Below are 25,248 nucleotides of genomic sequence, written 5' to 3'. Positions count from 1 at the left end.
TCAGGCCCTCCTTTCGACCGAAAGCCGGGCGAGGTTTGCCAGCGAGGCGCGCAGCACATGATCGTCAAGCCCCGAGATGACCGTGACGGCTGCCTCGGATTTGTCCCGCGCCAGCTGTTCCGTGGCTTCAACCGCACCCGAATTGCGAAGGATTTCCACAGCACGCGAAACGTCTGCATCCTGCATTTCAGCCAGCCTCAACCTGGCCCGCAATTCATCGGCGGCCTGACCGTTCTGACCCAGGCACAGGAGCACCGGCATCGTGTAGGCCCCTTCGCGCAGATCAGAGGCGGACCCTTTTCCAAGCTCGGTGCTGCTTGCAATGTAGTCCAGAACATCGTCGCGCAGCTGAAATGCAAGGCCGAGGCACTTTGAATAGGTGATCAGTGCGTCTCGTTCCTGATCACTTACGTCTGCCAACATCGCCCCCAGCGATGCGGCGAGAACAAACAGCTCGGCCGTCTTGCCCTCGAGCATTTCAAGATGCTCTTCAATGGTCCAATCGGCGTTGTAGGCGTTTTCTGCTTCGCGCAACTGCCCCAGACACAGCGCGGAACAGTGTTTGCCAGCCAGCTCAGAGGCTTTGGGGCTGATGGAATCCAACAGGTTTAGTGCACGGGCCAGAATGAATGTTCCGGCGAAGCTGGCGATGGGCGAAGACCAGCGACGGTTCACGCTTTCCGCTCCACGCCGAAGTTCGGCCCGGTCCATGACGTCGTCATGATAAAGCGACGCCACATGGATCATTTCGACAGCCGCCGCCGCCTGAATTGCGCGCTTGCGGCCTTCTGTGTCGGCGAGGCTTCGCGCGGTAAGCAGCAGAAGAATTGGCCGCAACCGTTTCCCGCCAGCGCCGATAAGCCAGTGGGCTATCTCTTCGAAACCCGGCTGGTCCGAGGCGACAGCATCCAACATGAATGCTTCAACCTGGGGTATCGTGGCCCGGACCTGTTCGTCCTGCAACCAGTCAGACATCCGCAATCTTGCGGAACTGCGCCAGCGTCTTCTGCAAACGCTTCGACCTGAGCGCCGCTTCAGAGTTCCTGATGAAACTGTCGTAGCCCTCGTGCAGTGCTGCGGACTCGGCGCGAACAACAATCTCACCACGGTGGAAAGCGTCCATTACGGTCATCCTGCCTTCGGAAATGGCCACGAGAGCTTCCGGTGAGATCGCGCCGACGCCCCGGCCTTTCCCTTTGCGCTTTTGGCTCGGGTTGATGTGAACTTCACCGCTCATCACCGAAACTTCGACCGACCCCATACCAAAAACACCAACCGTTGCACTGGCGCCCTCGTACTGCTTGACCAGTTCAGCATATTCCTTCTTGGCGTCCGCCTTGAAACCCGCCAAAGCATCTTCGGCCAGTTTTTCGACTGCCTTTGCACCCTCTTCCGGCTGCATCCGCTGTTCATAGTCTGCCACGTTCGTATCCTCCGTTCCAGAATTTCCAAATCAGACCGAGCCGACCGCCGCCCGAGCATCCACACGCCCGGCGCCCTGCTGCGTGGTCGGTGCGCCGATATCGACGGCGGTGGCCATGAGAACTGCCTTGATGTCAGCCGGCAGCAGTGTCGGGTTTCGCTGCAACATCAGCGCCGCGACCCCGGCGACATGGGGGCAGGCCATCGAGGTGCCGCTGGCCTCGAGATGAAGCGGATCTATCACCGTCGCGCCGCCATTCATGTCATTGCCGGTCGCCGATCGCGATGCCACGATATCCACGCCGGGGGCGGTGACATCCGGTTTGTCGCGTCCATCCGGCGTTGGTCCGGGACTGGAGAAACCGGCCATGTTGTCGCTGTCATCGCTTGCGCCGACGGTGATCACGCTCTGCGCAATACCCGGACAGCGAATGCGCGTGTCATAGGTGCCGCAACTGTCATTGCCCTCGTTGCCCGCGGCCACCACAAAGGTCACCCCGGCGGTCGAAGCCGCATCAGCGGCGACACACAAAACGCATGTTCCGTCCGGATCGACCCAATTGCCGTTTCTGTGCGAAAAGCCCCAGGAATTGGAAAGAACATCCATCCCGTCCGCGACGGCCTGTTGGATTGCCGAAACGCAGTTTGGAGCGTTCCCACTGCCAAACTGATCCAGCAGCTTGTAGTCGTGGATAACCGCCCCCGTGGCGACACCACGGAACGTCGCGCCATTGCTGGCGACAACACCCGCACAATGAGTACCGTGCCCGTTCAGGTCGCCCAACCCCTCGCCGGTAAAATCCTGTTGGGTGCCGAAATTTCCGGCAAGTTCGGGATGTGTCTGGTCCACGCCCGTATCCAGAACGGCAACATCCACTTCGGCACCGTTGATCCCGCTGGCTTCCACGACATCGGCATTGATCAGCGGACGACTGTTATCCAGGTCGATCAGGATCTGGTTTTTGCAATGAACCATCTTCATGACATCGGCGCGCCCCGCGATATCCGTAAGGCGCTGATCATCGGCAAGGACAACCAGACTGTGAGTCAGCCAAAACGACCGTTCGACCTCAATCCCCCGCTCTTCAAAGCTTCGGGCGATTTTGCCCACCACGTCTTCACCATGGCGTCGGTGTTGCATGATCGAACGGCGGCGCTGGCGCCGGTCGAACGCACGGGGCGGGCGATCCGGCGATGCCCTGCCGCTGCGCAGCGAGACCAGCACGCGATGCCGGGGAAGCTGGGCGGTTTCGGTTTGGCCAAGCAGGGCGTTCAGGCGCGCCTCTTTTCGGTTGGCCAAGAGGTCGCGCAAGATAATGCTGTCCATCTTCAAGATGGACTCGCTGCCAAACTCGGCACGAAGCTTCTCGATTTCACGACGTTCCGCTCTTTCGAAGCGATCAACGTGTTCCCGGCTTAACTCGGACATTTCGTGCTCCTTTAGATCATGGTCTTATGGGGTTTTCAGGAATGGCCTGACGTTTGGTGGAATGGGTGATCATCACCACGGAAGGATCGTTGGCCATTGTCGCGATGGCCCCGGGCGAAAGTTCAACGGCAACACTGTCGATCAGCCACAGTTCGGTAATCCCGACACCGCCCAGGCTTTCCAGGGTGCCGACCAGGGGCCGTGTGCGTCGGCGGAAATATTCTTCGCGTGCCTTCGTTTCGGCGCGCCGGAAAGAGGGCGCATTGCCTTCGGTGTCTGGCGCCAAGCGCAATATGACCTGCACCGAGTTCCCATCATCGCCGTCTGTTGCAGCCTTCGCCAATTCCGATCGCAGCTGAGTGTCCAGCTTGCCCCAAGCCGCCTCGGACAGGCCGAACGGATGAGGGCTGTTGGTTTCGGTCAAGGTTCTGTCCTCCGTGGTCGTCCCTGCACTGAACATGGCCGGTGCGACGGCACGGTCGAAGCGCGGATTCACGACAATGCCAGGCCCCGGTTCAGGTTCTGCCGAGGGCGTACTGCGCGGGTGTTCCGGCCGGAAACACAGTTCGATCAACGCCGCTTCCTGCGCGCGCATGGCGAGGGTCACCATACCGCTCGCCTGAACTTCGATAATCTGTACCCCCTGCTGCTGCGTTCCTGTCTGGGTCGTCAGGACATTGCCCGCCGCATCAAGTGCGATGATCGTTATGGGCTTTCCGCCAGCAAAGCTCAGCTTGAGGCGGGCCCAATCAGCAACGACCGGCAGATGGGCAAAGACACCGGCGATGGAAAGCAACAGTTTGGGTGTGCCTTGCGGCTGGAACCCGCCAATGATCTGAAGAAGGCTGCCCTTGGTCGGCAGGAACCGCACACCGCCGACGTTCAATACCGGATGGCGGGAAGGCAGTTTCTGGCCGCGAAAATCAATGCAACGTTCACGCGGTGGAATTTCCGGATCGGGCTTCGGCTGCTCCGGACAATGCGGCTGAATCGCGATGAAAGCGCAATCATCAATATAGCCAAGCGCATCGTTGCGCGGATCATCTCCGCTGAACTCCAGAAACACCGTCACGGCCCCGGCTTCCGCCGTCACGCGGCCCCGCAATTGCCGCCAGGCACCGTCTAGATTGCCGGTCCACCATTCCACCCAGGGCGCCCGCGGATCATCACCACCGCGCGGATCCAACCCTAGAGCATAGCCGCCTGCGTCGCCGGCTTCCTTCGCGAACCAACACGAGAACTCATAATCCCACCCCGGATTCGAACCCAGCGATTGCCACAGGCCGACACGAAGGCCGCGCTGCGCGATGACCCTTTGGGACCTGTCCCCGGTCCGGACGATGCAACCTTCGCAGTCAAAGGCATCGGCGGGGATCGGGGCCAATTGCGGAACGGGATTTCCCTTTCCGGCATGAAAGGCTGCCAAGTCGGTCAGCCATGCATAGGGTGTCCAGAAGCGACCGACATTGCCCGCTGGAAGCGAACGGAAACCATCTTCGAAACCAGGGTTCAGCAAATGCACGACCCGGACGGTCAGGTCATCCTGACCAAAGGCGCCATCGTCATCCATGACGGTACAGATGGCCCGGAAGTCACCACAGTTTTCATAGATATGTGAGGCGGTCGCCGTGCCTTCGGCTGCCGGTGGTTCATTCGTTTCCTCGATCAGGGCCGTGCGGGGTTCACTGCAATCGCCGAAATCCCACTTGGCCGTATGCGTGTCGCACCAGCCGGGATCCCCGAAATCGGCGACAAGCGTGATCGGTGTGCAGACATATGCATAAAGGTCCGGGCCAGCTTCGACTTCGGGCGGAACATTGGTCACGGTGACACGCAAGGTGTCGATGGCCTCGCCCCCGTTGACGTCGCGAATACGCACCGTGACGGTGTATTCGCCATTGTCGCACCAGGCATGGGTCACGGTCGACGTGCCTGTCGCCGCAGGAGGAGCATTGGTTTCAGAAATAACGCCGGGTTTGGGCGCGTGGTGATCACCGAAATACCACATGGACTCGTGGGTGTCGGGGTATTCGACATCTCGGAACCGTGCGACCAGAGTGACCTCTTCGCCCTCCTGCACCGTCAGATCAGGGCCGGCATCCACTGTCGGTGGCACATTTTCGACGGTAACAAGCGAGAAACTGCGACTACGCGCGCCGCCCGGCTGGTTGATCGTCAGCGCATGTTTTGCGGTGTAGACACCGCTTGCAGCATAGACATGCTGAATCGAGGGCAAGACCGCGGCCGGTGTTCCGTCACCCGGCAACCACTCGTACCCTGCGTCAGGATGTTCATTCGCAGCCGCAAGCGACATGGCCGATGCGGCCGCACCCGACCGTGCACCACCCGAATCCGCCGGGACGACATCCGTGGCTTCGCAACTGCTTATGACAGTGAAATCTCCGGCAATTTCAAGACCGTCGGTATCAATCACGATCGGGTCCGAAAATACCGCTTCGACCCGCCCGATCCTGGCAAGGTTCTCCGGCCAGCCGGTGATACCCGTGACCGTATTGGTAACTTCATCTGACAGGATTTCACTGCCCATGCTTTCGGCAATTCCCCGGACGACAAGGGCCACGATCACAACGACCAATGCGCCCAGAATTCCGAAAGCGCCGAATGACAATATCGCGGCGATTGCCGTCAGCACCCAAAGCAGCACGGATTCTTCGGGATCGACATCGCTGTCGATTTCAAAGTGATCCATTTGCTGCCCACCGGTTGGGCCCAGCGAACCGTTCGGCTGCCAGCGCAATCCGACATCATTGAAAAAGTCGGCATCCACATCAATACTGCCCAGGATCGCGTCTACGACCGTCACCTTGCCCGATATTCTGATCGCCCCGGCCCTGAGGCTCACGTCCAGATCGGTCAGCCGGACTTCGCGCCCGTCAGGTGTAAAGGTCTTCGGAAGGTCATCATCCGACAATTCGGCTTCGATGCGCGCCGTTTCAATCGATGCTTCAACCTGGGCCGCGCTGATGGCAATTGCAAAATCCCTGTCAGCAGGGATGAAATTGGCAAGCCCGCCTACGTCACCACCGCCATCATCGTTCAAGGCGATCGCCAGAAACTCGTTTGTCACGCCGACGGTGATACTGTCGACTTCAAACTCTTCGTCCGTTGCCTCTGGCCCCCAGATGTAAACGAAATCGCGGGCCTCAAGATCCTGATGAAAAAAGTCGCCGATGAATTCTTCGATCTCGGCTACTGTCGGGGCCGCAATTGAAATCTCGCCCAGCCCACTGGCCAATTCCTGCCCCCGCGACACCAGTTCGTTGGATATCTGGGCGTCGAGGTCAATCGCGACCAACGGGATCGCCGCCAGTTGATCACGGTTGTCGATGTAATTGTCACCCTCTGGCCCATATTCCGGACCGGCGGGGTTGATCGCGTCCACGGTAACGATGGCCGCGTTTAAATCCGTGCGGAATTCCGAACCGACCCGATTGAATGGTGCCGTGATGTTGATCCGCGTTTCGATCCCCATGGGATCCTGAGGATTGAAAAAAAGCTGTACCGTCGGCCCAACGACAATGTTGAACATGCGCAGATAGACCGGCAACGAAATTGTTATGTCACCGCCTGACACGGTGGTTTCAATATCGTGCGCCGCGTCCGAGGCGTCGTTGAAGATTTCCGCATGGACATCCGTCGTCAACGCTCCCAAGGCAAATTGCAGCTCGGTCTCATCGATGACATGGGGAATGGAGGGAAAGGCCGGATCGATCGGTCCGCCGGGGCCACCGTTCTCATAGGCTTTGTCCACGAATTCACTTGCGAACAACTCGATATTGGACGCAATCGGATCGCCGCTGGTCAGCGTGGCGGACACCTGGTTGCGAGGCAGGCCATCCAACAGCCATCCCACATCCTGACGCCCGGGAATTAGACCGATCGGCGCAGCCGCAGCAAGATCGGCCGTCATCGTCAGCATTTGCGCCGATGGAACCGGGGGGTTTTCGATTTCGATCTGGATCAGGACACCAAGTCGAATTTCGGCACCGGTGATGTCCGGACGCAAGCTGGCGTCCAACTGGTCTTCGGGTATCTGAACAGACCCGTCAGCGACGACAAAACCGCCAAAGGTTTCACCTGCGGGAACATCCATGAATTCGGGAATGCGGCCTTCATCGCCGGGATCATCGTCGCATTCCGCGGACTTCCACGCCCCCCGAATGACCTTTCGCAGGACCTCTTCTGAGGCTTCGACGACAACTTGGTATCCTCTTGTATTTGCCATCCTGACGTCCTCGGTGTGACGGCGCGAGGAAATCGCGCCCGGGTGTCTTCAAGCAGTGCCGGTGACAACGGCGCGGGGCGTGATATTGACCAGCCTACGTTTCCCGGTTCGCACGGCACGATACAGCGCCTCAGTCGCAAAACGCGGTGTCGATGCATCAAGTTGCCGGTAGGCAAGTAACGGAGAGATGATTTTGTGCGCCTTACCCAGCGCTTCCAGCGGATCAGGAATCTTCACGGGCTCAATCAAACTTGGATCGATCCCGGCGACGGATTTGCCTTTGGCTTTCCCGGGAAACCGGCGCGCGATTTCAGATGCCTTGACCTTGGCCACCTTCACTTTGGAGGTGGAATAGCGCACTTTTCGCATCGGCAAGGACAAGGGAGACAGGTCAGGGCGTTTCGAAGTATCATCGACCAGCTTCAACTCGTCGAAAAGGACCACAGCCAGATCGTGTTCTTGCCCGGGGTCAAATTCATGCCCGGACGCGGCGAAAATCTTTTTTCGCAAACTTTTGCGTTCAACGATCTGTTTCTTGGAAAACCGCGCTCTGTCCTCCAGCTCAAGTCGGCCAGACAGGTCCAATTCGAACCCAAGCTCCTCAAGCGCCAACACGGGGTTAATCAGCGCAGCACGAGCAAGCTCTGGGGTGACATTCAAACGGGCAGCAATATCATGCACTGCTGCTTGAACGTCCTGAAACGTAGCCATAGCAGCCTTCCAATTACGAAATAAACGTAACTCTTGAACGCTTGGAACTGATAGATAGATACTTTGGGAGTCTGCCTTCACGATATATTTTTAAAGCGATTCCGTCAATGAGCCGGAGACGCAGCAAGGCTGACTTCAACCCGATCGCGTAACGTTATTTGTCGCGTCGCTGGTTTTATCGGACGGGTTTATCGTGAATTTTGCGGCCTGGAATACAGGCCCTGACCAACTATCGATAACAGCAGTACGGGACCTTCCCGCGCCACGGCCAGGGGCGGTGGTTTCAAGCAAAACCGCCAATCGTGACGTTCGACGAATTGTCCAAGCAATCTGCGGCCCCGCGCCTTCTATCCGTCCACAACACCTCGCGCCCCTCTTCCCCCGGACCACATCACCTGCCATAATGGGGGAAACTCAAAAACAAGAGCAGCACCCATGCCCGACGATCTGTTGACGCCAGAAGCGACCACAACTTATGACGCCTCCTCGATCGAGGTGCTCGAAGGTTTGGAACCGGTCCGCAAGCGACCCGGCATGTATATCGGCGGCACGGATGAGCGCGCTTTGCACCATATGGTGGCCGAAATCCTCGACAACTCGATGGACGAGGCCGTGGCAGGCCATGCCAACCGGATCGAGGTGGAACTGCACGCCGATTACGCCCTGACCGTACGCGACAACGGGCGCGGCATCCCGATCGATCCGCACCCCAAGTTCCCGGACAAATCCGCGCTCGAGGTGATCCTGTGCACATTGCACGCGGGCGGCAAGTTCTCGGGCAAAGCGTATCAGACCTCGGGTGGTCTGCACGGCGTGGGCGCTTCGGTGGTGAACGCGCTGTCGGATTCGATGGTCGTACAGGTGGCGCGCGACAAGACGCTGTTCGAACAACGGTTCTCGCGCGGTGTTCCGCTGGGCCCTGTGGAAAAAGTCGGCGCCGCCCCCAACCGGCGCGGCACGACCGTAACCTTCCACGCGGATGAGGAAATATTTGGCCACCACCGGTTCAAACCGGCGCGCCTGTTCAAATCGATCCGGTCCAAGGCCTACCTGTTCTCGGGTGTGGAAATTCGTTGGAAATCAGCCATCGACGACGGTGAAACCCCGACCGAGGCCTCGTTCCACTTTCCCGGCGGCCTGTCGGATTACCTGAAAGAGACGATGAACGGCTCGTCCACCTATGCCGAGCAACCTTTTGCGGGCACCGTCGATTTCAACGAGAAATTCGGCACCCCCGGCAAGGTCGAATGGGCGATCAACTGGACACCGTCGCGTGACGGGTTCATCCAGTCCTATTGTAACACCGTTCCCACCCCCGAAGGCGGCACCCATGTGGCCGGTTTCTGGGCCGCGATCCTCAAGGGGATCAAGGCTTATGGCGAGTTGATCAACAACAAGAAGGCCGCCCAGATCACGCGCGACGACCTGCTGACCGGGGGCTGCGCGCTGGTCTCGTGCTTCATCCGCGAACCGGAATTCGTCGGCCAGACCAAAGACCGCCTTGCCACGGTCGAGGCGCAGCGGCTGGTGGAAAACGCGGTACGCGACCATTTCGACAACTGGCTGGCCGCCGATACGAAATCCGCCGGCGCGATCCTCGACTTCCTGATCCTGCGGGCCGAAGAACGCCTGCGCCGACGGGCCGAGAAGGAAACACAACGCAAGTCCGCCACTAAAAAACTTCGTCTTCCCGGCAAGCTGGTGGACTGTTCCAGTTCAACACGCGAAGGCACCGAACTATTCATCGTCGAGGGCGATTCTGCCGGCGGCTCGGCCAAAATGGGGCGTGACCGCAAAACGCAGGCCCTGCTGCCCTTGCGCGGCAAGATCCTGAACGTGCTGGGCGCGGCCAGTTCGAAACTGGGCACCAATGCCGAGATCAACGACCTGACGCAGGCGCTGGGCGTGGGGCTGGGCAGCAAGTTCAACCTCGACGATCTGCGCTATGACAAGGTCATCATCATGACCGACGCGGATGTGGACGGGGCGCATATCGCCTCGCTGCTGATGACGTTCTTCTTCACCCAGATGCGTCCGATGATTGACGCGGGCCACCTGTACCTGGCCTGCCCGCCCCTGTACCGCCTGACCCAAGGGGCCAAGCGCGTTTACTGTCTGGACGAGGCCGAGCGCGACGAGTGGCTTGAAAAAGGTCTGGGCGGCAAAGGCAAGATCGACGTCTCGCGCTTCAAGGGTCTGGGCGAGATGGACGCCAAGGACCTGAAAGAGACCACGATGGACCCCAAATCCCGGAAATTGATCCGGGTCACTATTGACGAGGACGAGCCCGGCGAAACCGGTGATCTGGTCGAGCGTCTGATGGGCAAAAAGCCCGAACTGCGATTCCAATATATTCAGGAAAACGCGAGGTTTGTTGAGGAGTTAGACGTTTAATTTAATGAATTTATTGACTTTTTTGGCACTTCGATTGGGAGTGCGTCTAGCAACTTGTCGAGAAGTTCCCGAAAGGTACTCGCCATCTGAGCAAAACAACAATTTTACTTATTTTTGGATTAATCTTGATTGCGACAAAAACAAAAGGTTCCTGCCAACTTCACCATCCCTCGCGAATGGGATGGTAGGGGCTTACTCGCCAACCGAAGAAGCTCTGTGGCCAGATGGCAGAATGGCAGACGCTTGCCTTCCGTATTCGCTGGTTGGACGAGCGTCCTACCGTATCCAAAGAGTTTATGGGAGAACCGAGTTTTCCTTTAACAACCCAGTGTTTTTTGTTGTTAGCGAAGTTCTTCAACGACACGTATTGGTAAATTGGTTTAATGAAACTCAAGAGGCTCGAGCACAAAGAAAGTTCAAGAGGGACTTTCAATTTTCAGCTAAACGTATGGAGATTCTTGGAAAAGCCATCAACTGGCGTCGAGGCATTTCCAAGAGGAGTGGTGTTAACGCCCTCGCGAAAGAGTTTTCTCATATAGACTTGGGCGACCACATCTTCACTAGTCGGTTTTGGGGTCTTGATGACCATGACTACTATTTAACAGAGCTAGAATTTGTGCTGGATTCGCTAGTTTCTTCGAACGATTTGGAAAAGGTTGCGGGCCGTTATCGTTTGACCGGAAAGGCTCTTGTAAGTGTGTCTCACTTTGAAGAAGCACAGCACAAAGCCGCAGAGGCGCGGGGCCATGATACTGCAATCAGGCGATTGACTTGGGTGATTGCTATCGCTGCGGCCATTCAAGCCATAATTCTATTCTTTAAGTAGTTAGATTCGGACAGTGCTTAATAGGTTTGCGGGCCATCTCGTTCAGGCCAAGGCAAGTTCAGGATGGGTACTCGCTCCCATCCCATCATTGGCTTTTAGATAGGTATGAACACCCTCCAAACTATTCACACTCAACGCGCCAAACCAAGGAAGCGGAGCGGGCGCGTGCATGATGCTTTACTTCAAGCAATGGATGGATAGGAAGACACACCAACCCCACACGCGCCCTCAAAAAACCAAAATCTACTGCAATTCAAATTCCTTCGGTTTACTAATCAAACCAAGACCCGGCTTCCCCGTGACAAGCTGGCTTGGATTTAACGATTAAGGATTTGCAATGGCCCGCCTTTATGACAGTCGAAAACGTGTTCTCGTAACCGGTGGGGCCGGGTTTTTGGGCTCGCATCTGTGCGACCGGCTTCTGGATCAGGGGCACGAGGTTCTGTGCGTCGACAACCTGTTCACCGGCACCAAGCGCAATATCGACCATCTGCACAACAACCCGCGGTTCGAGTTCATGCGCCACGATGTGACCTTCCCGCTTTTCGTGGAAGTGGACGAGATCTATAACCTCGCCTGCCCGGCCTCACCCGTGCATTATCAGCACGATCCGGTGCAGACGACCAAGACCAGCGTGCATGGCGCGATCAACATGCTGGGTCTGGCGAAACGTCTGAAATGCAAGATCTTTCAGGCCTCGACCTCCGAGGTCTATGGCGACCCGACGATCCATCCGCAGACCGAAGATTATTGGGGCAACGTCAACCCGGTTGGCCCGCGATCCTGCTATGATGAGGGCAAGCGCTGCGCCGAGACCTTGTTCTTCGATTACCACCGGCAGATGGGGCTTGAGATCAAGGTGGCCCGCATTTTCAACACCTACGGGCCCAGAATGCACCCCGCCGATGGGCGCGTCGTGTCGAACTTCATCATGCAGGCCCTGACCGGCGAGCCGATCACGATTTTTGGCGACGGTACGCAGACCCGGTCTTTCTGTTACGTGGATGATCTGATCGAAGGGTTCATTCACCTGATGGAGACCGGCGCGGACGTGACCGGCCCAGTCAATCTGGGCAATCCCAACGAATTCTCGATGAACGAACTTGCCCGCGAAGTGCAGGCCCTTGTGGGGGCCGAGACCCCTGTCAGTTTCAAGGAGTTGCCAGAGGATGACCCGAAACAGCGCCAGCCCGATATCACACTGGCGCGCACCCTGCTGGGCTGGGAACCCAAAGTGCAACTGAAAGAAGGATTGCACGCAACCATCCGGTATTTCCGAGACCTTCAGGCCGAAGTCGAGACCTAGGGCCAAGGCCCGGTTTAAGATCCGGGCACGCCCCCAGCCCCTGTCCTGCCCCGGCGCTTGCAGAACCTTCGCAAAGCACCGCCTTATTCGAAATCTGCCTGATCCAGCAACGTATAGGTGAACTTGTTGCCAAACGCGTCGCGCCCGGCTTCGCATTTCAGCAGAAACTCGGCAAAGTGACGCTGATCGGCGAATACCTGACACCCGGCGGAATAGATCGTATTCGCCGTGTCATCGTCACCGTTGTTTGGCCCCTTGTGCAGATTTATGCCGAACATCCCGCTTTGAGGATTAACAAGGTTCAGGTTTCCATCCCTGTTGTTGTCCCGAAACACGGTAACGTTTCCCAGCCTTTGACACAGCGCCTTGTGGCCTCCGGGCCGGCCTCGTTTATGAATATCGATCTTGTAGCAGGACCGATATTGCCCCGACGCCAGAATGGCCGTCCCATCCGGGTTTATCGGGTTCTTCAGGTAGTGATCGCTGGGATCGGCCGTCATCGGGTAATACGCTATATCCCAAACGCCAAGAAACCGGTGAAACACCGTCATGACATCATCGAATTTCTTGGGTGAAACCGGGTGGGCGCGAATGCCCACTATGTTCAGGTTCCAATCGACAGTTGGGGTGTCGAAAACTACGTAATCCTTTTGGGACATGACATCCATAATCGCTTCCACAGAGGGTCTGAACATCTCTCAATTCTCCTTAAACAATGCGGCCATGTTACCACAGAAGTGACCGACCGTAAAAATCGTCCCCTTGGCTTGTCGCTAAGCGCGTAGGATTTTCGTTGCCTAACCCGTTGATCTCGTTCAAACTTGCTGAAACAAGAAACCATGATTGAGGTCCGGGCGTCCAAACCCTTTTTGATCGACAACAGATTTGCAGGACGAGAGGACGACCTGAAAACACTGACCTATGGGCTGGCCTTTGCTATGCTGGCGACCCAGGCCCCGGCGCAAAAGACGCTCAGCCTGGCATCTCCGATCCCGGACGGAACGGAAACACGGTTTTGCTATTACAAGGGGCTGGCTTTTTCCCCGGATTCCTTCATCGTGATCTTTGGCCACAACACCGTCACAGAAACGATCAACACGCACGAGGAACGCTTGCTGCGATGCGTAAGCAGCGACAAGGGCACCATGAACTGCAAGCCACAATGCACGTTTCAGGTCGGCCGCTAAGCCAGAGGTATCACTGTCGCCCGAGGCTTTTCCGCCGGATCAGACTGTCATTCCGATCAGAGCGACACCCATGGCCATGAGCACCGCGGCACCCAACCGTCGCGCCCAGTTCCCTTCCTTGAGGAATACGAACCCGATCAGTGCGGCAAAGATGACCGAAGTTTCCCGCAGCGCCGAAACCGCGCCCAGCGGTGCAAAATTCTTGGCGTACAGCACCAGACCATAAGCTGTCATCGATACCAGCCCGCCAAGAATGCCGATCATCCATACTTTGGCCGGCAGGTCTTTTAAGGTCGCACGTTTCCGAACTCCGACAAACCCGGCAATGAACAGGTGCAGAAACGCCCCCCATACCCAATAGCTGAGCGTGTTGCCCGACAGCCGAACACCGATCCCGTCAACGACCGAATAGATCGAAATGCAGAACCCGGTGCCCAGCGCAAACATCAGTGCATTGCGCCCAACGCCCGAGCGCAGAGCTTTCCAACTGCTCAGCTGGATGCCCACGGCAATCAGGGCGATACCTGTCCAGGCCTGAAAAGGCAGCACTTCTCCGACCAGGACCATTGCCCAAAGCGAAACCAGCGCCGGGACAATCCCACGGGCGATGGGGTAGACCACACTCAGATCACCGTGCTGATAGGCTTTACCCAGCATGAAATAATAACCGAAATGCACAACGGTCGAGAGCAGGATGTAAATAAAGCTCTCTGGGTTTGGCAGCGGCAGCAGCATCACCATGACCGCCGCAGGCAGCACTTGACCCAGAGCGACCAAACCCAGCATCGTGGTTCGATCAGCCGCTGTCTTCACGATTGCATTCCACACCGCGTGCAGCAAAGCAGCCGAAAGAATAATAAGGACAACGAACAGGGTCATGTCCGGACCTTTCCCGCAGAGGTTTCGCGTCAAAAGGGTCAACTGCCCTATTCACTTGGCGCCATGTCCGCAAAGGGTGGATTGTTGTCAAGCCCGTTTCAGGTCACCTGGGTTGTCGTCCAAGTCTCGATCATCGAGGCCGGCCCTTCCCAACCCGGCTCCATGAACAGGAAATGCGCATGGTCTTCGACCAGCAAAAAGGTTCCGCGATCCCCATAGCGCGCTGCCAGTGCGCGGCAGGTATCGGGGTTAACAGCCCTGTCTTCGGCACCCGAGACCACCAGAACCGGGCAGTCAACCTTGTCGAAATCAACCTTGATTGCGTGATGGTCATCAAACATCCAAAAGAACATTTCAAACATCACGCGCCCGCTTTCTGCGCCCAATCGGTCGAATACAGCGTGTTGTTGCGCCTCATCCATCTTGTTCAGAGCAAACGGGGCCATCAAATCGAACCCGACCCGCATCGGCTGCTTCCAGAATGGGCCGCCTTCCATCAAGGTGCGCGGTACAGCGCGTTCATCATCGGTTTCGGGCAAGGTGCCCCAAGGCGCATTGGGATTGATCAAAACGATGGCACTGGCCAAACCACAAGACGCCACTTGCTGTGCCACCACCCCAGCAATGGCATGCCCCAAAATGACAGGTTTGCGATCCAGTCCTTTTACAAAATCGGCGATGTCGTTGGTGTAGTCCATGACACTAGTATCGGTCAGACCCGGGTCGGGGTCCGCTTTCGGATCACCGTCATGGTACCGCAAGGCAGGAACGTGAACCGTCCAACCTCGGTCCCGAAAGAAGTCCGCGTAATCCTGCATACACCAAGGTCCGGCAAATGCTCCGTGGATAAGAACGATTTCTTTGGTCATCGAAGTCCCCCCTGCGCTGTTTCCAGTATGGGGATATGGTAAGACGTTACAACTGCCCGTGATCCCTGTTGCAGGTCGAAGCACAGGTCCTAAGATTGGACCCATGAGTTTTGTGACCGACAATCAATTGCCCCTGCTGATCCTGTTCTTTATCATCGGCTCTATCGGCACTGCCTTTCTGTTTCGCAAACCGGCCGGGCACCGGGCGTGGAAACTGGCTGATCTGGTATGGGTTGTGCTGGGTGGCATCGGGGCATTGGTGGCTGTTTTGGCCGGGCTTTACACCTCGGACAGCTCGCGACTGGACCGACAGATCGACGTGGCCTATGCCGCGACGCTGGCATTTGACAGGGACGCGGCCCGGTTCCGCCTGCGGTTCTGTGATCCGGCCTATGATCCGGATACCGCCGTTTTATGCGAAAAGGTTGAATTCCTTTCTGCTTCGACCGCCAGCAACTCGGAACTACCCCTGTTCATCGCGGTCACGAACGAAGTGGCCCCCCTACAGGGGCTTCACTTCCTGGTTGGGGGTCAGTCCAGGGACGAAATGGACGAAATACGTGACATGGCCGCCAAGGCCGATGCCTTTGACATCGACCAGTTCCTTGTCTTCACTTCACTGGACGAAAGCACACAGACCGCCATTGACAATATGCGTCGCAAGGTTCCCGCGATTGCGGGCGACTATCTGATACTTGCGCAGAGCTACGATGACCTGATCGCGCAGGTCGGGAAGCTGAAAGAAGAATGGGAATACCTACAGGACAATGCTCATATTCTTGTCCTGCAAATCGTGGCCCTATGCCTTGTCAGTTTTGCGGCACCGTTTCGGCTGGGGAAATCCGTGGTCGAGCTGCGCACCACGCTCAGCGACGATACGTCTGCGCCAAAACTTGCGGGTCAGCCCCAAGAAAGTAACGCAGAAGAGTCCACAGGTTCCGAGCTCCGCGCCGAATCCACCCCGCCCGCTCATACCGCTCCGCACTCGTAAAGGCGCGTGTGTTCAGAACAGTTACCTTTGGCAACGCGCGCACCAAAGCCACATCTTCCATCAACGGCTGGTCGGGAAACCCGCCTGCCGCTTGATAGGTGTGACGCGGAACCAGCAACCCCTGATCTCCGTAGGGCAATCCCAGCATCCTGCTGCGCAGATTGGCCCAGCCAGCCACCCAGGCCGGCGCGATCCCGCGCGCGCGGAACGCCAGCTGAAACGCGGCAGGTTTGGCTGACGGCAGGTGGGCGCTGACGGTCTCGCTCCACCCCTTTTGCAGCACTGTATCGGCATGAAGAATCAGCAGCCAATCCCCTTTGGCCTGCGCGCACCCTCGGCGCAACTGGCCGCCTCGGGATGGCGGGCCGGTCACGACCATCGCACCGGCCTCTTCCGCAATATCCGGCGTGTGATCGGTTGAGCAGGCATCGCTGATGATCAATTCCCGGATCAACCCGGCATGCACCCCTTCCATCAAAGCCCCAAGACATTCGGGCAAAGCGTCGGCAGCGTTGAGGGTCGGGATCACGACGGTAATAGGCGCGGGCACGTCTGATAACCTCTGGTCTTGGCATCGGAACTTCCTATATCACGAGGCCTGAGGAAATGACGAGGACCAAGCCATGCCCACCCGCCGCATTCTGCGCCTGTCCGGCTCGGATACCGAAAGCTTTTTGCAGGATCTGATCACCAACGACATTAAGGGGTTGGACAACGGGCTGGTCTACGCCGCTTTGCTTACTCCGCAGGGGAAGTACCTGGCGGATTTCTTTCTGAAACGAGATGGCGACGGAGTTCTTCTGGATGTGGCCGAACACCTTGCGGATGATCTGGTCAAACGTCTGACGATGTACAAGCTGCGTGCGGATGTGACGATCGAGGGAACCGATCTGAACCTGCAACGCGGCACCAAGGCTGCGCCGGAAACCGCTCTGCCCGATCCCCGCCACCCGGACATGGGCTGGCGCAACTACTCCCCCGAACCCGAGGGCGATGACGGAACCGACTGGGATGCACTGCGCGTCCGGCACTGCATTCCCGAGTCAGGCATTGAACTGACCCCGGACAGTTACATCCTGGAATCCGGGTTCGAAGCGCTGAATGGCGTGGATTTCAAAAAAGGATGTTATGTCGGGCAGGAAGTGACCGCGCGCATGAAGCACAAGACCGAATTGCGCAAAGGTCTGCGACGCGTCGTTGTCCAGGGCTCGACCCCGGTGGGGACCGAGATCAGTGCAAATGGCAAACCTGTCGGAACATTGTACACACAGGCCGGCGGAAACGGGATCGCGTATCTGCGATTTGATCGCGCAGGCCCTGAGATGCAGGCCGCAGACGCCACGGTGCGGCTGGAGGACTGAGCCCACCTTGTTGCCAAATCGGCACGACCCGCGCATCAGCTTGTATCGAAAAGTTTGAACCCGTTGTCCTGCACTGCCAAAGTGCAGGCAAACAGGACGAACCGGATACCCGCATGTTTCGACTTTATTCCGCGATCTGGCGCGCCAGTGCGGGGCGGCAGATCATCCTCATCATACTGTCCGTCGCAATTGCGGGCCTTGCCGCCGTGCCGCTTGAGTTTCAGCGCGACATCGTCAACCACCTGACATCCGACGATGTCGGGACTGAAAAACTGATCCAGCTGGGCATCGGCATGATGGCCGTCATCCTGCTGAGCCTCGCCCTGAAATGGGTACTAAGCTATCGCGCCGGAACCTTGGGCGAAGACATGATCCGGCTGATCCGCCAACGCCTGCTTTGGCGTTCGACCGACCTGAAGGATTCAGACGAAGGCCTGCGCAAAGGCACCATGACCACCGCCATTTCGGCCGAAGCCGAAGAGTTGGGCAAGTTTGCTGGTGGAGCCTTTTCGGATCCGGTCGTTCAGATTGGAACGCTGATCAGTGTGATCGGCTATATCTCGTCCACGCAACCAGGTCTGGGGCTGATTGCGTTGTCAATGATCGTGCCGCAAATCATCATCGTTCTGGTCTCGCAGCGCAAAGTGAACACTTTCGTGGCGGAACGGGTTCGCATTCTGCGCGGTGCCACCGACCGGCTGACAACCGAGGATATCGAAGCCGTCGAGCGGGATATCAACACCATGTTCGATGACATTTACGACACGCGGCGGCGGATGTTTCTATGGAAACTGTCGGCAAAGTTCCTGCTGAGCGTGATCAACGGGGCCGGCACCGTCGGTATCCTGATGCTGGGGGGATATCTGGTCTTGCAGGGCAAAACGGATGTGGGCACCGTGGTGGCCGCCACCAGTGGGCTCAGCCGCATTCAAGGACCCACTGCCTTTTTGATCGCATTCTATCGTCAGGTCAGTGCCAATCGCATCAAATATGAACTGATGCTGGAATTGTTTGGCCCAGACCCAACACGGTATCGTTATCGCCCTAACGCATAAAAAAGACCGTGCGGCGAATGCCTGCCCGGTCTCTTATAAAAAGTGACGAAACGTCACGCGCGTTCGGAATATTCCATCGTTTCCGTGTTCACGACGATCATTTCGTCCTGGCCGATGAAGGGGGGAACCATGACTTTCACGCCATTGTCCAGCAGCGCGGGCTTGAACGAGTTTGCCGCCGTCTGGCCCTTTACGACCGGTTCGGTCTCGACGATCTTGCAGGTCACTTTCTGCGGCAGCGTCGCGTTCAGCGCCTCGCTTTCGTAGAATTCGACAACAATGGTCATGCCATCTTGCAGAAACGGACGACGGTCACCCAGCAATTCTGCTGGTAATTCAATCTGTTCGTAGGTTTCTGAATCCATGAACACCAGCATCCCGTCGGATTCGTACAGGAATTGCTGATCCTTCTGCTCCAGACGCACGCGTTCGACCTTGTCCGCCGAGCGGAAGCGTTCGTTCAATTTCGAGCCATTGCGCAGGTTGCGCAGTTCCACCTGTGCAAAAGCCCCACCTTTGCCCGGCTTTACATGGTCAACTTTGACCGCTGCCCACAGGCCACCGTTATGCTCAAGCACATTGCCGGGGCGAATTTCGTTCCCATTTATCTTGGGCATTACATAAATCCTTCACAAACGGTTGATGCATCAGTTGCGGTCCCTATATCTGGCGGGAACACACCTGACAAGACAACGACACCTAGTGCTGCAGGTGCAGCAAGCCATGCAAGTGACGCAACGCAACTATGCATTTTAGCTGTATCCGAATCGCACCTAATCGGTCATAAGGACCCTCACGCCGAAAATGCAAGAGCAAGAACAACAAGGAAGACGAGATGAGAGATTTCGTTGACGGCACTGCCTTTAACAATGAGCAAGGCAATCGTGCGCGCAAACTTTTCGCGGCCGTTGTCCTGGCTGCGCTTGATGATGCTATCGCCGATGACAAGAAATACGGCAATGGCCCCGAACAAATCGCCCGCTGGGCGCGTTCGCGCGATGGGCGCGAAGTTCTGTCCTGCGCAGGCATTGACCCGAACGAACGGGTTGTCAGCGGGCTGATGGAGTTCGTTGGCCGTGGCGTGCGCACCTCAGTCGCATTGTCACGCGAGGAAAGCGAGCGTCGCAACGCCGCACAGCAGGCTGAAGCTGCCTGAACCAAAGTAGATTTGGATTGAACAAACGCGCTCTGCCTATCAGAGCGCGTTTTTCTATGCCTGATCGTCAGGTAAGAAGCCAATGGCTCAAAAGAACAACAGCCATTGCTGCACCACCCAGAATTCAGCTGCCAGCATGGTCGCGAACAGGGCTTTGCCCCAGACCGGCAATCCACGCTGCCAAAGCAGAACATATGCGGCCAGACAGACAAAGGCTGACACCGGAGCCACCCACAAAGCATGATGGTCGCTGTCCCAATAGCTGACAGGGCTGCTGAACACCCAGTCGCTGATGGGCCAGAACTGTGGCCGTCCGTCGCCCGCATGAAGCAGGAAATCTGTCGCTAGATGCAACAGACCCGCCGCTGCACCGACAGCCAGAACGTGCCAACCTCTCCAGACTGCCAGCAGGAATGCCAGCCCCCAGAGGATAAAGGAATTGTCTATGGCGAATACGGTCTGCCACGCCGGGGAAAAGTAAAGCTGCCCGAAGACCACCTGCTCAGGGATGCTCAGAACAAACAGGGACACGCCCGCCATGACATACAGGGACAGATCCGGCAACAACGCTCCCAGCAGCGCAGCCCAGAGGATACGTCCTTGCGGCGGCCGGGCAAACACGGCAGCCCCGATCAAAAGATGCGCAGGCGTATTCATCCGGGGCTTTCCCTTTCGGCTCAAATCAGATCATCTGCGCCCAGACTTATAGGAGACAAGGCATGGTTCGCGCCATCATGATTCAAGGGACCGGCAGCAATGTCGGAAAATCGGTTCTGGTGGCGGGGCTGGCGCGCGCCTACACGCGCCGGGGCCTTCGGGTCGCGCCGTTCAAACCACAAAACATGTCGAACAATGCAGCCGTCACCGAAAACGGTGGCGAAATTGGCCGCGCACAAGCCCTTCAGGCCCGTGCGGCAAAGCGGGCAACACACACGGACATGAACCCTATTCTGCTCAAACCCGAGACGGATACCGGCGCGCAGATTATCGTTCAGGGGCAGCGCGCTGGCACGATGAAGGCCGGTGACTATCGCAAGGACAAATCCAAGCTGCTGGGCGCAGCGCTGGAAAGCTTTGACAGGCTTTGCGCCGACGCTGATCTGGTTCTGATCGAGGGCGCTGGCAGCCCGGCTGAGACCAACCTGCGCAAAGGTGACATCGCCAATATGGGATTTGCCCGTGCAGCGGACATCCCTGTTGTACTGGTCGGGGACATTCATCGTGGCGGAGTGATTGCGCAGATCGTCGGTACTCAGGCCGTTCTGGACGAAGGCGACGTGGCGCAGATCAGGGGTTTTGCCATCAACCGCTTCAAGGGCGACGTGTCCCTGTTTGACGAAGGGCGTGATGACATCTCGGCCCGAACAGGCTGGCCCTGCCTTGGGGTCGTGCCCTGGTTTCACGACGCCTGGAAACTGCCGGCCGAAGACATGATGGACATCCGTTCCCATACCGGCGGCGTGTGCAAGGTCGTTGTGCCCCAACTGGAGCGTATGGCCAATTTCGACGATCTCGATCCGTTGTCCGCCGAGCCCGGCGTGAGCGTCGAGGTCATTCCAGGCGGACGTCCCCTGCCCGGCGATGCGGATCTGGTTCTGCTTCCCGGCAGCAAGTCCACGATCGGAGATCTGAGCTATTTTCGTGCACAGGGCTGGGATATCGACCTGTATGCACATGTTCGCCGCGGTGGACATGTCCTTGGGTTGTGCGGCGGCTATCAGATGTTGGGCAAGACCATTTCCGATCCTGATGGCGTGGACGGCCGGCCGGGCAAAGTTGATGGATTGGGGTTGCTGAACGTCGATACCGTAATGGGCGGGCAGAAACAGGTCATCCTGCGTTCCGCCCATGCCCTGCCAGACCGAGAACCGGTCAGCGGATACGAAATCCACATGGGCCATACCGACGGCCCGGACCGCGCCCGCGCATGGCTTGAGTTCGAAGGCAGACCAGAAGGCGCCGCCAGCAGCAACGGTCGGGTCAAGGGCAGCTATCTGCATGGAATTTTCTCGTCAGACGCATTTCGTGCCCGTTATTTGTCAACGCTGGGCGTGACGTCGGACATTGCCTACGAAGACGGTGTAGAGCAGGCGCTGGATGATCTGGCCGATCATCTGGAGCGCCACATGAATCTTGACCGGATGCTGAGCCTGGCCCAGCCACCACAGCGCGGTTGAATCTTATCCCAGATCTTTCGCGGCGAGCGCGCGCGCGATTTCCCGCCGCACCATTTTGCGCACGTTTCGCGTGATCCGCTCGCCCATCGCGCCTTGCAACTCCTGGCGGACAACTTCCGCGATCAGCTCACGCAATGTTTCTTCATCCAAATCCGTTGCCGAAACGTTTTCAACGACTTCAGTGGCACGATCGGATTCAGCCGGTCGTCCCGCCCGGATGAACTCTGCGTTTTGTACCGAAGCGGACTCGGGCTGCGGATCGTCCGTATCTTCCTGATCAGTCAGAACGACGGTCCTTGCGGCCGCAAACTCCTCTTCGACGTTCCACGGCAGGGAATGCGTCGGTGTGCCGGAATAGGCGTCTGCGCTGTCGCCATCCGGCTCCCATTGATCCTCGGTTTGCGCAATCGCCGCTTCCAGCGCTTCGATCTTGGCACTCAGACTGATCGCGGGATCATCGGTTGAGCCGGTTGCCGCGGAATGTCCCTCGGTCGCGTCATCCGCAGTGTTGGCAGGATCACCTGCCCTGACGATGTCGCAGGCACGCAGCAGCATCGGCTTGGCCGAGTCGGCAACATCAGCAGACGGCTTGGCGGGCATGATCTCGGGCTGAGCGGGTTTGCTGATGCGCAGCGCGTCCGTCAGCACCAAACGCCCCGGCTTTCGCGTAGCACCCTGTTGATCCGAAGAGGATTTACCGCGACTGTCTTCACTGACCAGACGTTTGACCGAAGACAGAACGTCTTCGATCCCTGCTTTTACGACGTTATCAGTCATTGTTCTCTACCGCTCTATCCTTGGATCGAGTGTAGCCAAACAATCTCAACCTCACAACAAATAGTATGGTCGATCAGTCCCGACGCAACGCTTTGAGGACGCGATCCAGATCTTTGCTCTGTTTGCTGACCCGTGCTGGCGCTTTTTTAACCAGGTTGTAATACAAGGTCGGATCGTAGATCTGCACCGCCAAACCCAGACGTTCAGCCGTCAGCAGACCCTGAGCCTGCAACAGTTCGTACGCTGCTCGAGTCCGTTCAGTTCGGGATCTCACTTCTGTGAGTTGCGCGTCCAGAAGATCTTGCTGAGCGTTCAGAACATCTAGAGTTGTTCGTGCACCCAAGGTGGCTTCTTCCCTGATCCCGTCAAAAGCGACCTGTGACGCACGAACTTGTTCTGTTGATGCTCTCAAGCTTGCGCTGGCCGCCTGAAACGCTGCGTAGCGGTCAGTGACACCTTGAGTGATGTTCTTCTGCACGTTTAGTAGGTTCGCGCGGTCGGCATCACGTACCGCCATCGCACGCCGTACATTTGCTGCCAAGCGACCACCGGCATAGATCGGCTGCCGGAAAGTCAACGAGATGCTCGCATCGTTGACATAATCGCTGTTATCATAGCGTTCAGTAACACCTGCATCAGCGTCAAGCGACACATTCGGACCCAAGTTAGCCCTTTGTTGCTCCACGATTAGATCCCTCGCGCGCACCTGATGCTGCGCTGAGAGAATCGCGGGATGGTTGCGTTGCGCCAAACTAACGGCTTCCGCCTCCGAACGCGGCAGGTTGGGCAGGTTCGGCTGACCCGCTGTTCGACCCGGTGCGTTGCCTACCGCATTGACGTATTCGGCTTGAGCGATGCTCAACTGGCCTCGAGCGACCGCAAGATCCGCTTGTGAACTGGCTAGCTGTGCTTCGGACAAAGCCACGTCGGTGCGGGTGACTTCGCCAACTTCAAACCGATCATTTGAAGCGCGGAGTTCTTCCGCAGAAACGTTCACGTTATTCTGCCGAATTTCAACTGTTTCTTCCTGCTCCAAGACGCTTAGATACGCTCGCGCGGCACGGATTAGGACCTCTTGTTCAATGTCAATCAGGGTTTGCCGGGTCGCCAAAACAGTTTCCTGAGCAGATTGCTTGCCCAGAATCGAAGCCCCACCATCATATACTAATTGGCTAAGCGTTAATCCGGTAAAAAACCTAGACGGCTCGTTCGTCGTGACTACGTTGTTGACCCGCGACCGGGTGTAGTCTTGACTTACCTGCACGGCCCAGTTGACGATTGGCCGCAACGCTGAAAGCGCAATAGCCACATCTTCATCCGCAGCCCGCAAAAGCGCCCGATTCTGCTCCAGCAGACCGCTTGTATTATATGCACCGATGAAGGCGTCTGTTATGTTATCAGCCCACGCTGCACGCCCTGGCATTACGCTCATGGCAAGCCCTGCGGTCACTGCGAATGCCTTGACCAGCCTGCCTGTCGCCGAACCACGCATACCGAAATCCTCTCAAAACGAAATTACACTGCCCTGCAGGCAGTTTGCGGCCTTGTTTTCAACTAATCAAGGCGGAAGAAAAATCTATCGGCGGACTATAGCGAAAATGCACACTCCGCCGAAAAGCTCTCTAGTATCGGTGCACTGGCGTTGAAGGCATCCCTCCAGCTGACCCGGCCTCCGGTCTTTCGACCGATCCGCACAGTTCCAAGATTGCCTTCAACAAACAGGCATGCAATCCGGCCATGTTCCTTGAGCTGATCCAACAGGGCGTCGGGAATCCGTTCAACACCGCCCTGCACCAGGATCGCATCGTAAGGGCCGTGCTCAGCCGCACCCTGCTCCAAAGGACCGACGTGGATAATGGCATTGTCCACATCGGCCTCAGCCAATAGGCTTTGCGCCTCGGACGCCAGCGAGTCGTCGCTTTCCACACCAACAACCAACTGCGCCATACGCGCGGCAACCGCAGTGGAATACCCCGTCGCCGGACCGATATCGAGAATCATCTCGTCGTTCGAAATGTTGAGCGCATCCAGCATTTTAGCAAGCGTTCTCGGTTCGAGCATACAGCGCCCGTTGCCCAGATCGATCACACTGTCGGCATAGGCGGCCTCACGCTGTGCGTCAGGCACGAAGTTTTCGCGCGGGACGTTCAACATCGCCTCAATGATCGGGAACTTAGTAACATCCGAAGGCCGGATTTGCGTATCAACCATAGTGCGGCGCCGGGCAGCGAAATCTGTCATAGGATCTCTCGAGTCATTCCCAAAGTTACCCGGCTTTTGCCACATCCTGAAACGCCCAGCAACGGCCCTGTTGACGCAACCCCTTTGCACCTGTGCGTTTGCGGTTGCGGGCTTCGGCAAATTTCAATCTGGTCGTCAAAAATGCGCGCAATCCTCTGGACGCCCCTTGGGAAAGCTGCTAAAACCCCACGCACACCACGGCAAGTATTTGATTTTACTTG

Annotated in this window: 22 protein-coding genes and 1 pseudogene; 9 read left to right on the top strand and 14 right to left on the bottom strand. The window is 57.5% G+C overall.

The window, feature by feature from the left end:
* The 5 genes from ACR0I0_RS00785 to ACR0I0_RS00765 are packed head-to-tail and all read right to left on the bottom strand — an operon-like array spanning position 1 to position 7,889.
* On the bottom strand, positions 1 to 975 hold the full coding sequence (locus tag ACR0I0_RS00785; RefSeq protein ID WP_480489792.1) for a polyprenyl synthetase family protein: 975 nt from the start codon (positions 973 to 975) through the stop codon (positions 1 to 3).
* Positions 968 to 1,423, bottom strand: coding sequence for a hypothetical protein (locus ACR0I0_RS00780; RefSeq protein WP_171633556.1), 456 nt, complete (start codon positions 1,421 to 1,423; stop codon positions 968 to 970). Before ACR0I0_RS00780 ends, ACR0I0_RS00785 begins: the two co-directional genes overlap by 8 nt.
* Before the next feature lie 30 nt (positions 1,424 to 1,453).
* On the bottom strand, positions 1,454 to 2,851 hold the full coding sequence (locus tag ACR0I0_RS00775; RefSeq protein ID WP_209833547.1) for a S8 family peptidase: 1,398 nt from the start codon (positions 2,849 to 2,851) through the stop codon (positions 1,454 to 1,456).
* 16 nt (positions 2,852 to 2,867) lie between these two features.
* On the bottom strand, positions 2,868 to 7,097 hold the full coding sequence (locus tag ACR0I0_RS00770; protein WP_480489790.1) for a PKD domain-containing protein: 4,230 nt from the start codon (positions 7,095 to 7,097) through the stop codon (positions 2,868 to 2,870).
* Between the two features lie 48 nt (positions 7,098 to 7,145).
* Positions 7,146 to 7,889 (bottom strand): hypothetical protein, encoded by a 744-nt coding sequence (locus tag ACR0I0_RS00765; protein WP_480489788.1) that lies wholly within the window; start codon positions 7,887 to 7,889, stop codon positions 7,146 to 7,148.
* Between the two features lie 354 nt (positions 7,890 to 8,243).
* On the opposite strand from ACR0I0_RS00765, the gene parE reads away from it, so the two are divergent.
* The 3 genes from parE to ACR0I0_RS00750 all read left to right on the top strand — a co-directional run bounded on the left by parE (position 8,244) and on the right by ACR0I0_RS00750 (position 12,334).
* Positions 8,244 to 10,202, top strand: a complete 1,959-nt coding sequence (gene parE / locus ACR0I0_RS00760) for a DNA topoisomerase IV subunit B (protein WP_480489786.1) — start codon at positions 8,244 to 8,246, stop codon at positions 10,200 to 10,202.
* A gap of 4 nt (positions 10,203 to 10,206) precedes the next feature.
* On the top strand, positions 10,207 to 11,028 hold the full coding sequence (locus ACR0I0_RS00755; RefSeq protein WP_480489785.1) for a hypothetical protein: 822 nt from the start codon (positions 10,207 to 10,209) through the stop codon (positions 11,026 to 11,028).
* Positions 11,029 to 11,365: 337 nt separating this feature from the next.
* The gene (locus tag ACR0I0_RS00750; RefSeq protein WP_480489784.1) at positions 11,366 to 12,334 is read left to right on the top strand and encodes a UDP-glucuronic acid decarboxylase family protein; all 969 of its coding nucleotides are present in this window, start codon (positions 11,366 to 11,368) and stop codon (positions 12,332 to 12,334) included.
* A gap of 83 nt (positions 12,335 to 12,417) precedes the next feature.
* Here the strand turns inward: ACR0I0_RS00750 and ACR0I0_RS00745 are convergent, their stop codons facing one another.
* Positions 12,418 to 13,029 carry a hypothetical protein gene (locus tag ACR0I0_RS00745; RefSeq protein WP_171633575.1) on the bottom strand — a complete coding sequence of 204 codons (612 nt, stop codon included), beginning with the start codon at positions 13,027 to 13,029 and terminating at the stop codon, positions 12,418 to 12,420.
* Positions 13,030 to 13,173: 144 nt separating this feature from the next.
* Between ACR0I0_RS00745 and ACR0I0_RS00740 the strand changes: the two genes are divergently transcribed.
* A complete protein-coding gene (locus ACR0I0_RS00740; RefSeq protein ID WP_480489782.1) occupies positions 13,174 to 13,521 on the top strand; it encodes a hypothetical protein in 348 nt (115 codons plus the stop codon).
* Between the two features lie 39 nt (positions 13,522 to 13,560).
* Here the strand turns inward: ACR0I0_RS00740 and ACR0I0_RS00735 are convergent, their stop codons facing one another.
* The gene (locus ACR0I0_RS00735; protein ID WP_480489780.1) at positions 13,561 to 14,400 is read right to left on the bottom strand and encodes an EamA family transporter; all 840 of its coding nucleotides are present in this window, start codon (positions 14,398 to 14,400) and stop codon (positions 13,561 to 13,563) included.
* A gap of 98 nt (positions 14,401 to 14,498) precedes the next feature.
* Positions 14,499 to 15,269: an alpha/beta hydrolase gene (locus ACR0I0_RS00730; RefSeq protein WP_480489778.1), complete on the bottom strand. Its 771-nt coding sequence runs from the start codon at positions 15,267 to 15,269 to the stop codon at positions 14,499 to 14,501.
* Between the two features lie 103 nt (positions 15,270 to 15,372).
* On the opposite strand from ACR0I0_RS00730, the pseudogene ACR0I0_RS00725 reads away from it, so the two are divergent.
* Positions 15,373 to 16,128 (top strand): annotated as a pseudogene (locus ACR0I0_RS00725) (hypothetical protein); the annotation flags it as partial.
* 7 nt (positions 16,129 to 16,135) lie between these two features.
* Here the strand turns inward: ACR0I0_RS00725 and ACR0I0_RS00720 are convergent.
* Entirely contained in the window at positions 16,136 to 16,810 is a 675-nt protein-coding gene (locus tag ACR0I0_RS00720) for a TIGR04283 family arsenosugar biosynthesis glycosyltransferase (RefSeq protein ID WP_171633584.1), read from the bottom strand.
* Between the two features lie 73 nt (positions 16,811 to 16,883).
* Between ACR0I0_RS00720 and ygfZ the strand changes: the two genes are divergently transcribed.
* The gene (gene ygfZ / locus ACR0I0_RS00715; protein ID WP_480489777.1) at positions 16,884 to 17,621 is read left to right on the top strand and encodes a CAF17-like 4Fe-4S cluster assembly/insertion protein YgfZ; all 738 of its coding nucleotides are present in this window, start codon (positions 16,884 to 16,886) and stop codon (positions 17,619 to 17,621) included.
* Between the two features lie 113 nt (positions 17,622 to 17,734).
* Positions 17,735 to 18,676, top strand: coding sequence for an ABC transporter transmembrane domain-containing protein (locus ACR0I0_RS00710; RefSeq protein ID WP_480489775.1), 942 nt, complete (start codon positions 17,735 to 17,737; stop codon positions 18,674 to 18,676).
* A gap of 53 nt (positions 18,677 to 18,729) precedes the next feature.
* Here ACR0I0_RS00710 and efp read toward each other — a convergent pair whose 3' ends face one another.
* Positions 18,730 to 19,293, bottom strand: coding sequence for an elongation factor P (efp, locus tag ACR0I0_RS00705; protein WP_170346480.1), 564 nt, complete (start codon positions 19,291 to 19,293; stop codon positions 18,730 to 18,732).
* Between the two features lie 218 nt (positions 19,294 to 19,511).
* Here efp and ACR0I0_RS00700 point away from each other — a divergent pair, with 218 nt between their 5' ends.
* Complete coding sequence (locus tag ACR0I0_RS00700; RefSeq protein WP_037310273.1) at positions 19,512 to 19,832, top strand: DUF6280 family protein; 321 nt, start codon at positions 19,512 to 19,514, stop codon at positions 19,830 to 19,832.
* A gap of 87 nt (positions 19,833 to 19,919) precedes the next feature.
* On the opposite strand, the gene ACR0I0_RS00695 is transcribed toward ACR0I0_RS00700, so the two are convergent.
* Positions 19,920 to 20,489 carry a cobalamin biosynthesis protein CobQ gene (locus ACR0I0_RS00695; RefSeq protein WP_480489773.1) on the bottom strand — a complete coding sequence of 190 codons (570 nt, stop codon included), beginning with the start codon at positions 20,487 to 20,489 and terminating at the stop codon, positions 19,920 to 19,922.
* Positions 20,490 to 20,551: 62 nt separating this feature from the next.
* On the opposite strand from ACR0I0_RS00695, the gene ACR0I0_RS00690 reads away from it, so the two are divergent.
* A complete protein-coding gene (locus tag ACR0I0_RS00690) occupies positions 20,552 to 22,009 on the top strand; it encodes a cobyric acid synthase (RefSeq protein ID WP_480489771.1) in 1,458 nt (485 codons plus the stop codon).
* Positions 22,010 to 22,012: 3 nt separating this feature from the next.
* Here the strand turns inward: ACR0I0_RS00690 and ACR0I0_RS00685 are convergent, their stop codons facing one another.
* The 3 genes from ACR0I0_RS00685 to ACR0I0_RS00675 all read right to left on the bottom strand — a co-directional run bounded on the left by ACR0I0_RS00685 (position 22,013) and on the right by ACR0I0_RS00675 (position 25,027).
* Complete coding sequence (locus tag ACR0I0_RS00685; RefSeq protein WP_480489769.1) at positions 22,013 to 22,786, bottom strand: hypothetical protein; 774 nt, start codon at positions 22,784 to 22,786, stop codon at positions 22,013 to 22,015.
* Between the two features lie 73 nt (positions 22,787 to 22,859).
* Positions 22,860 to 24,278 carry a TolC family outer membrane protein gene (locus ACR0I0_RS00680; RefSeq protein ID WP_480489767.1) on the bottom strand — a complete coding sequence of 473 codons (1,419 nt, stop codon included), beginning with the start codon at positions 24,276 to 24,278 and terminating at the stop codon, positions 22,860 to 22,862.
* A gap of 95 nt (positions 24,279 to 24,373) precedes the next feature.
* A complete protein-coding gene (locus tag ACR0I0_RS00675) occupies positions 24,374 to 25,027 on the bottom strand; it encodes a protein-L-isoaspartate O-methyltransferase family protein (protein WP_480489765.1) in 654 nt (217 codons plus the stop codon).
* Between the last annotated feature and the right edge of the window lie 221 nt (positions 25,028 to 25,248).

This window comes from Ruegeria sp. AG6 (assembly GCF_056541565.1).
The sequence above is the reverse complement of the archived record's forward strand: the minus strand, read 5'-3'. Positions and strand labels throughout refer to the sequence as shown.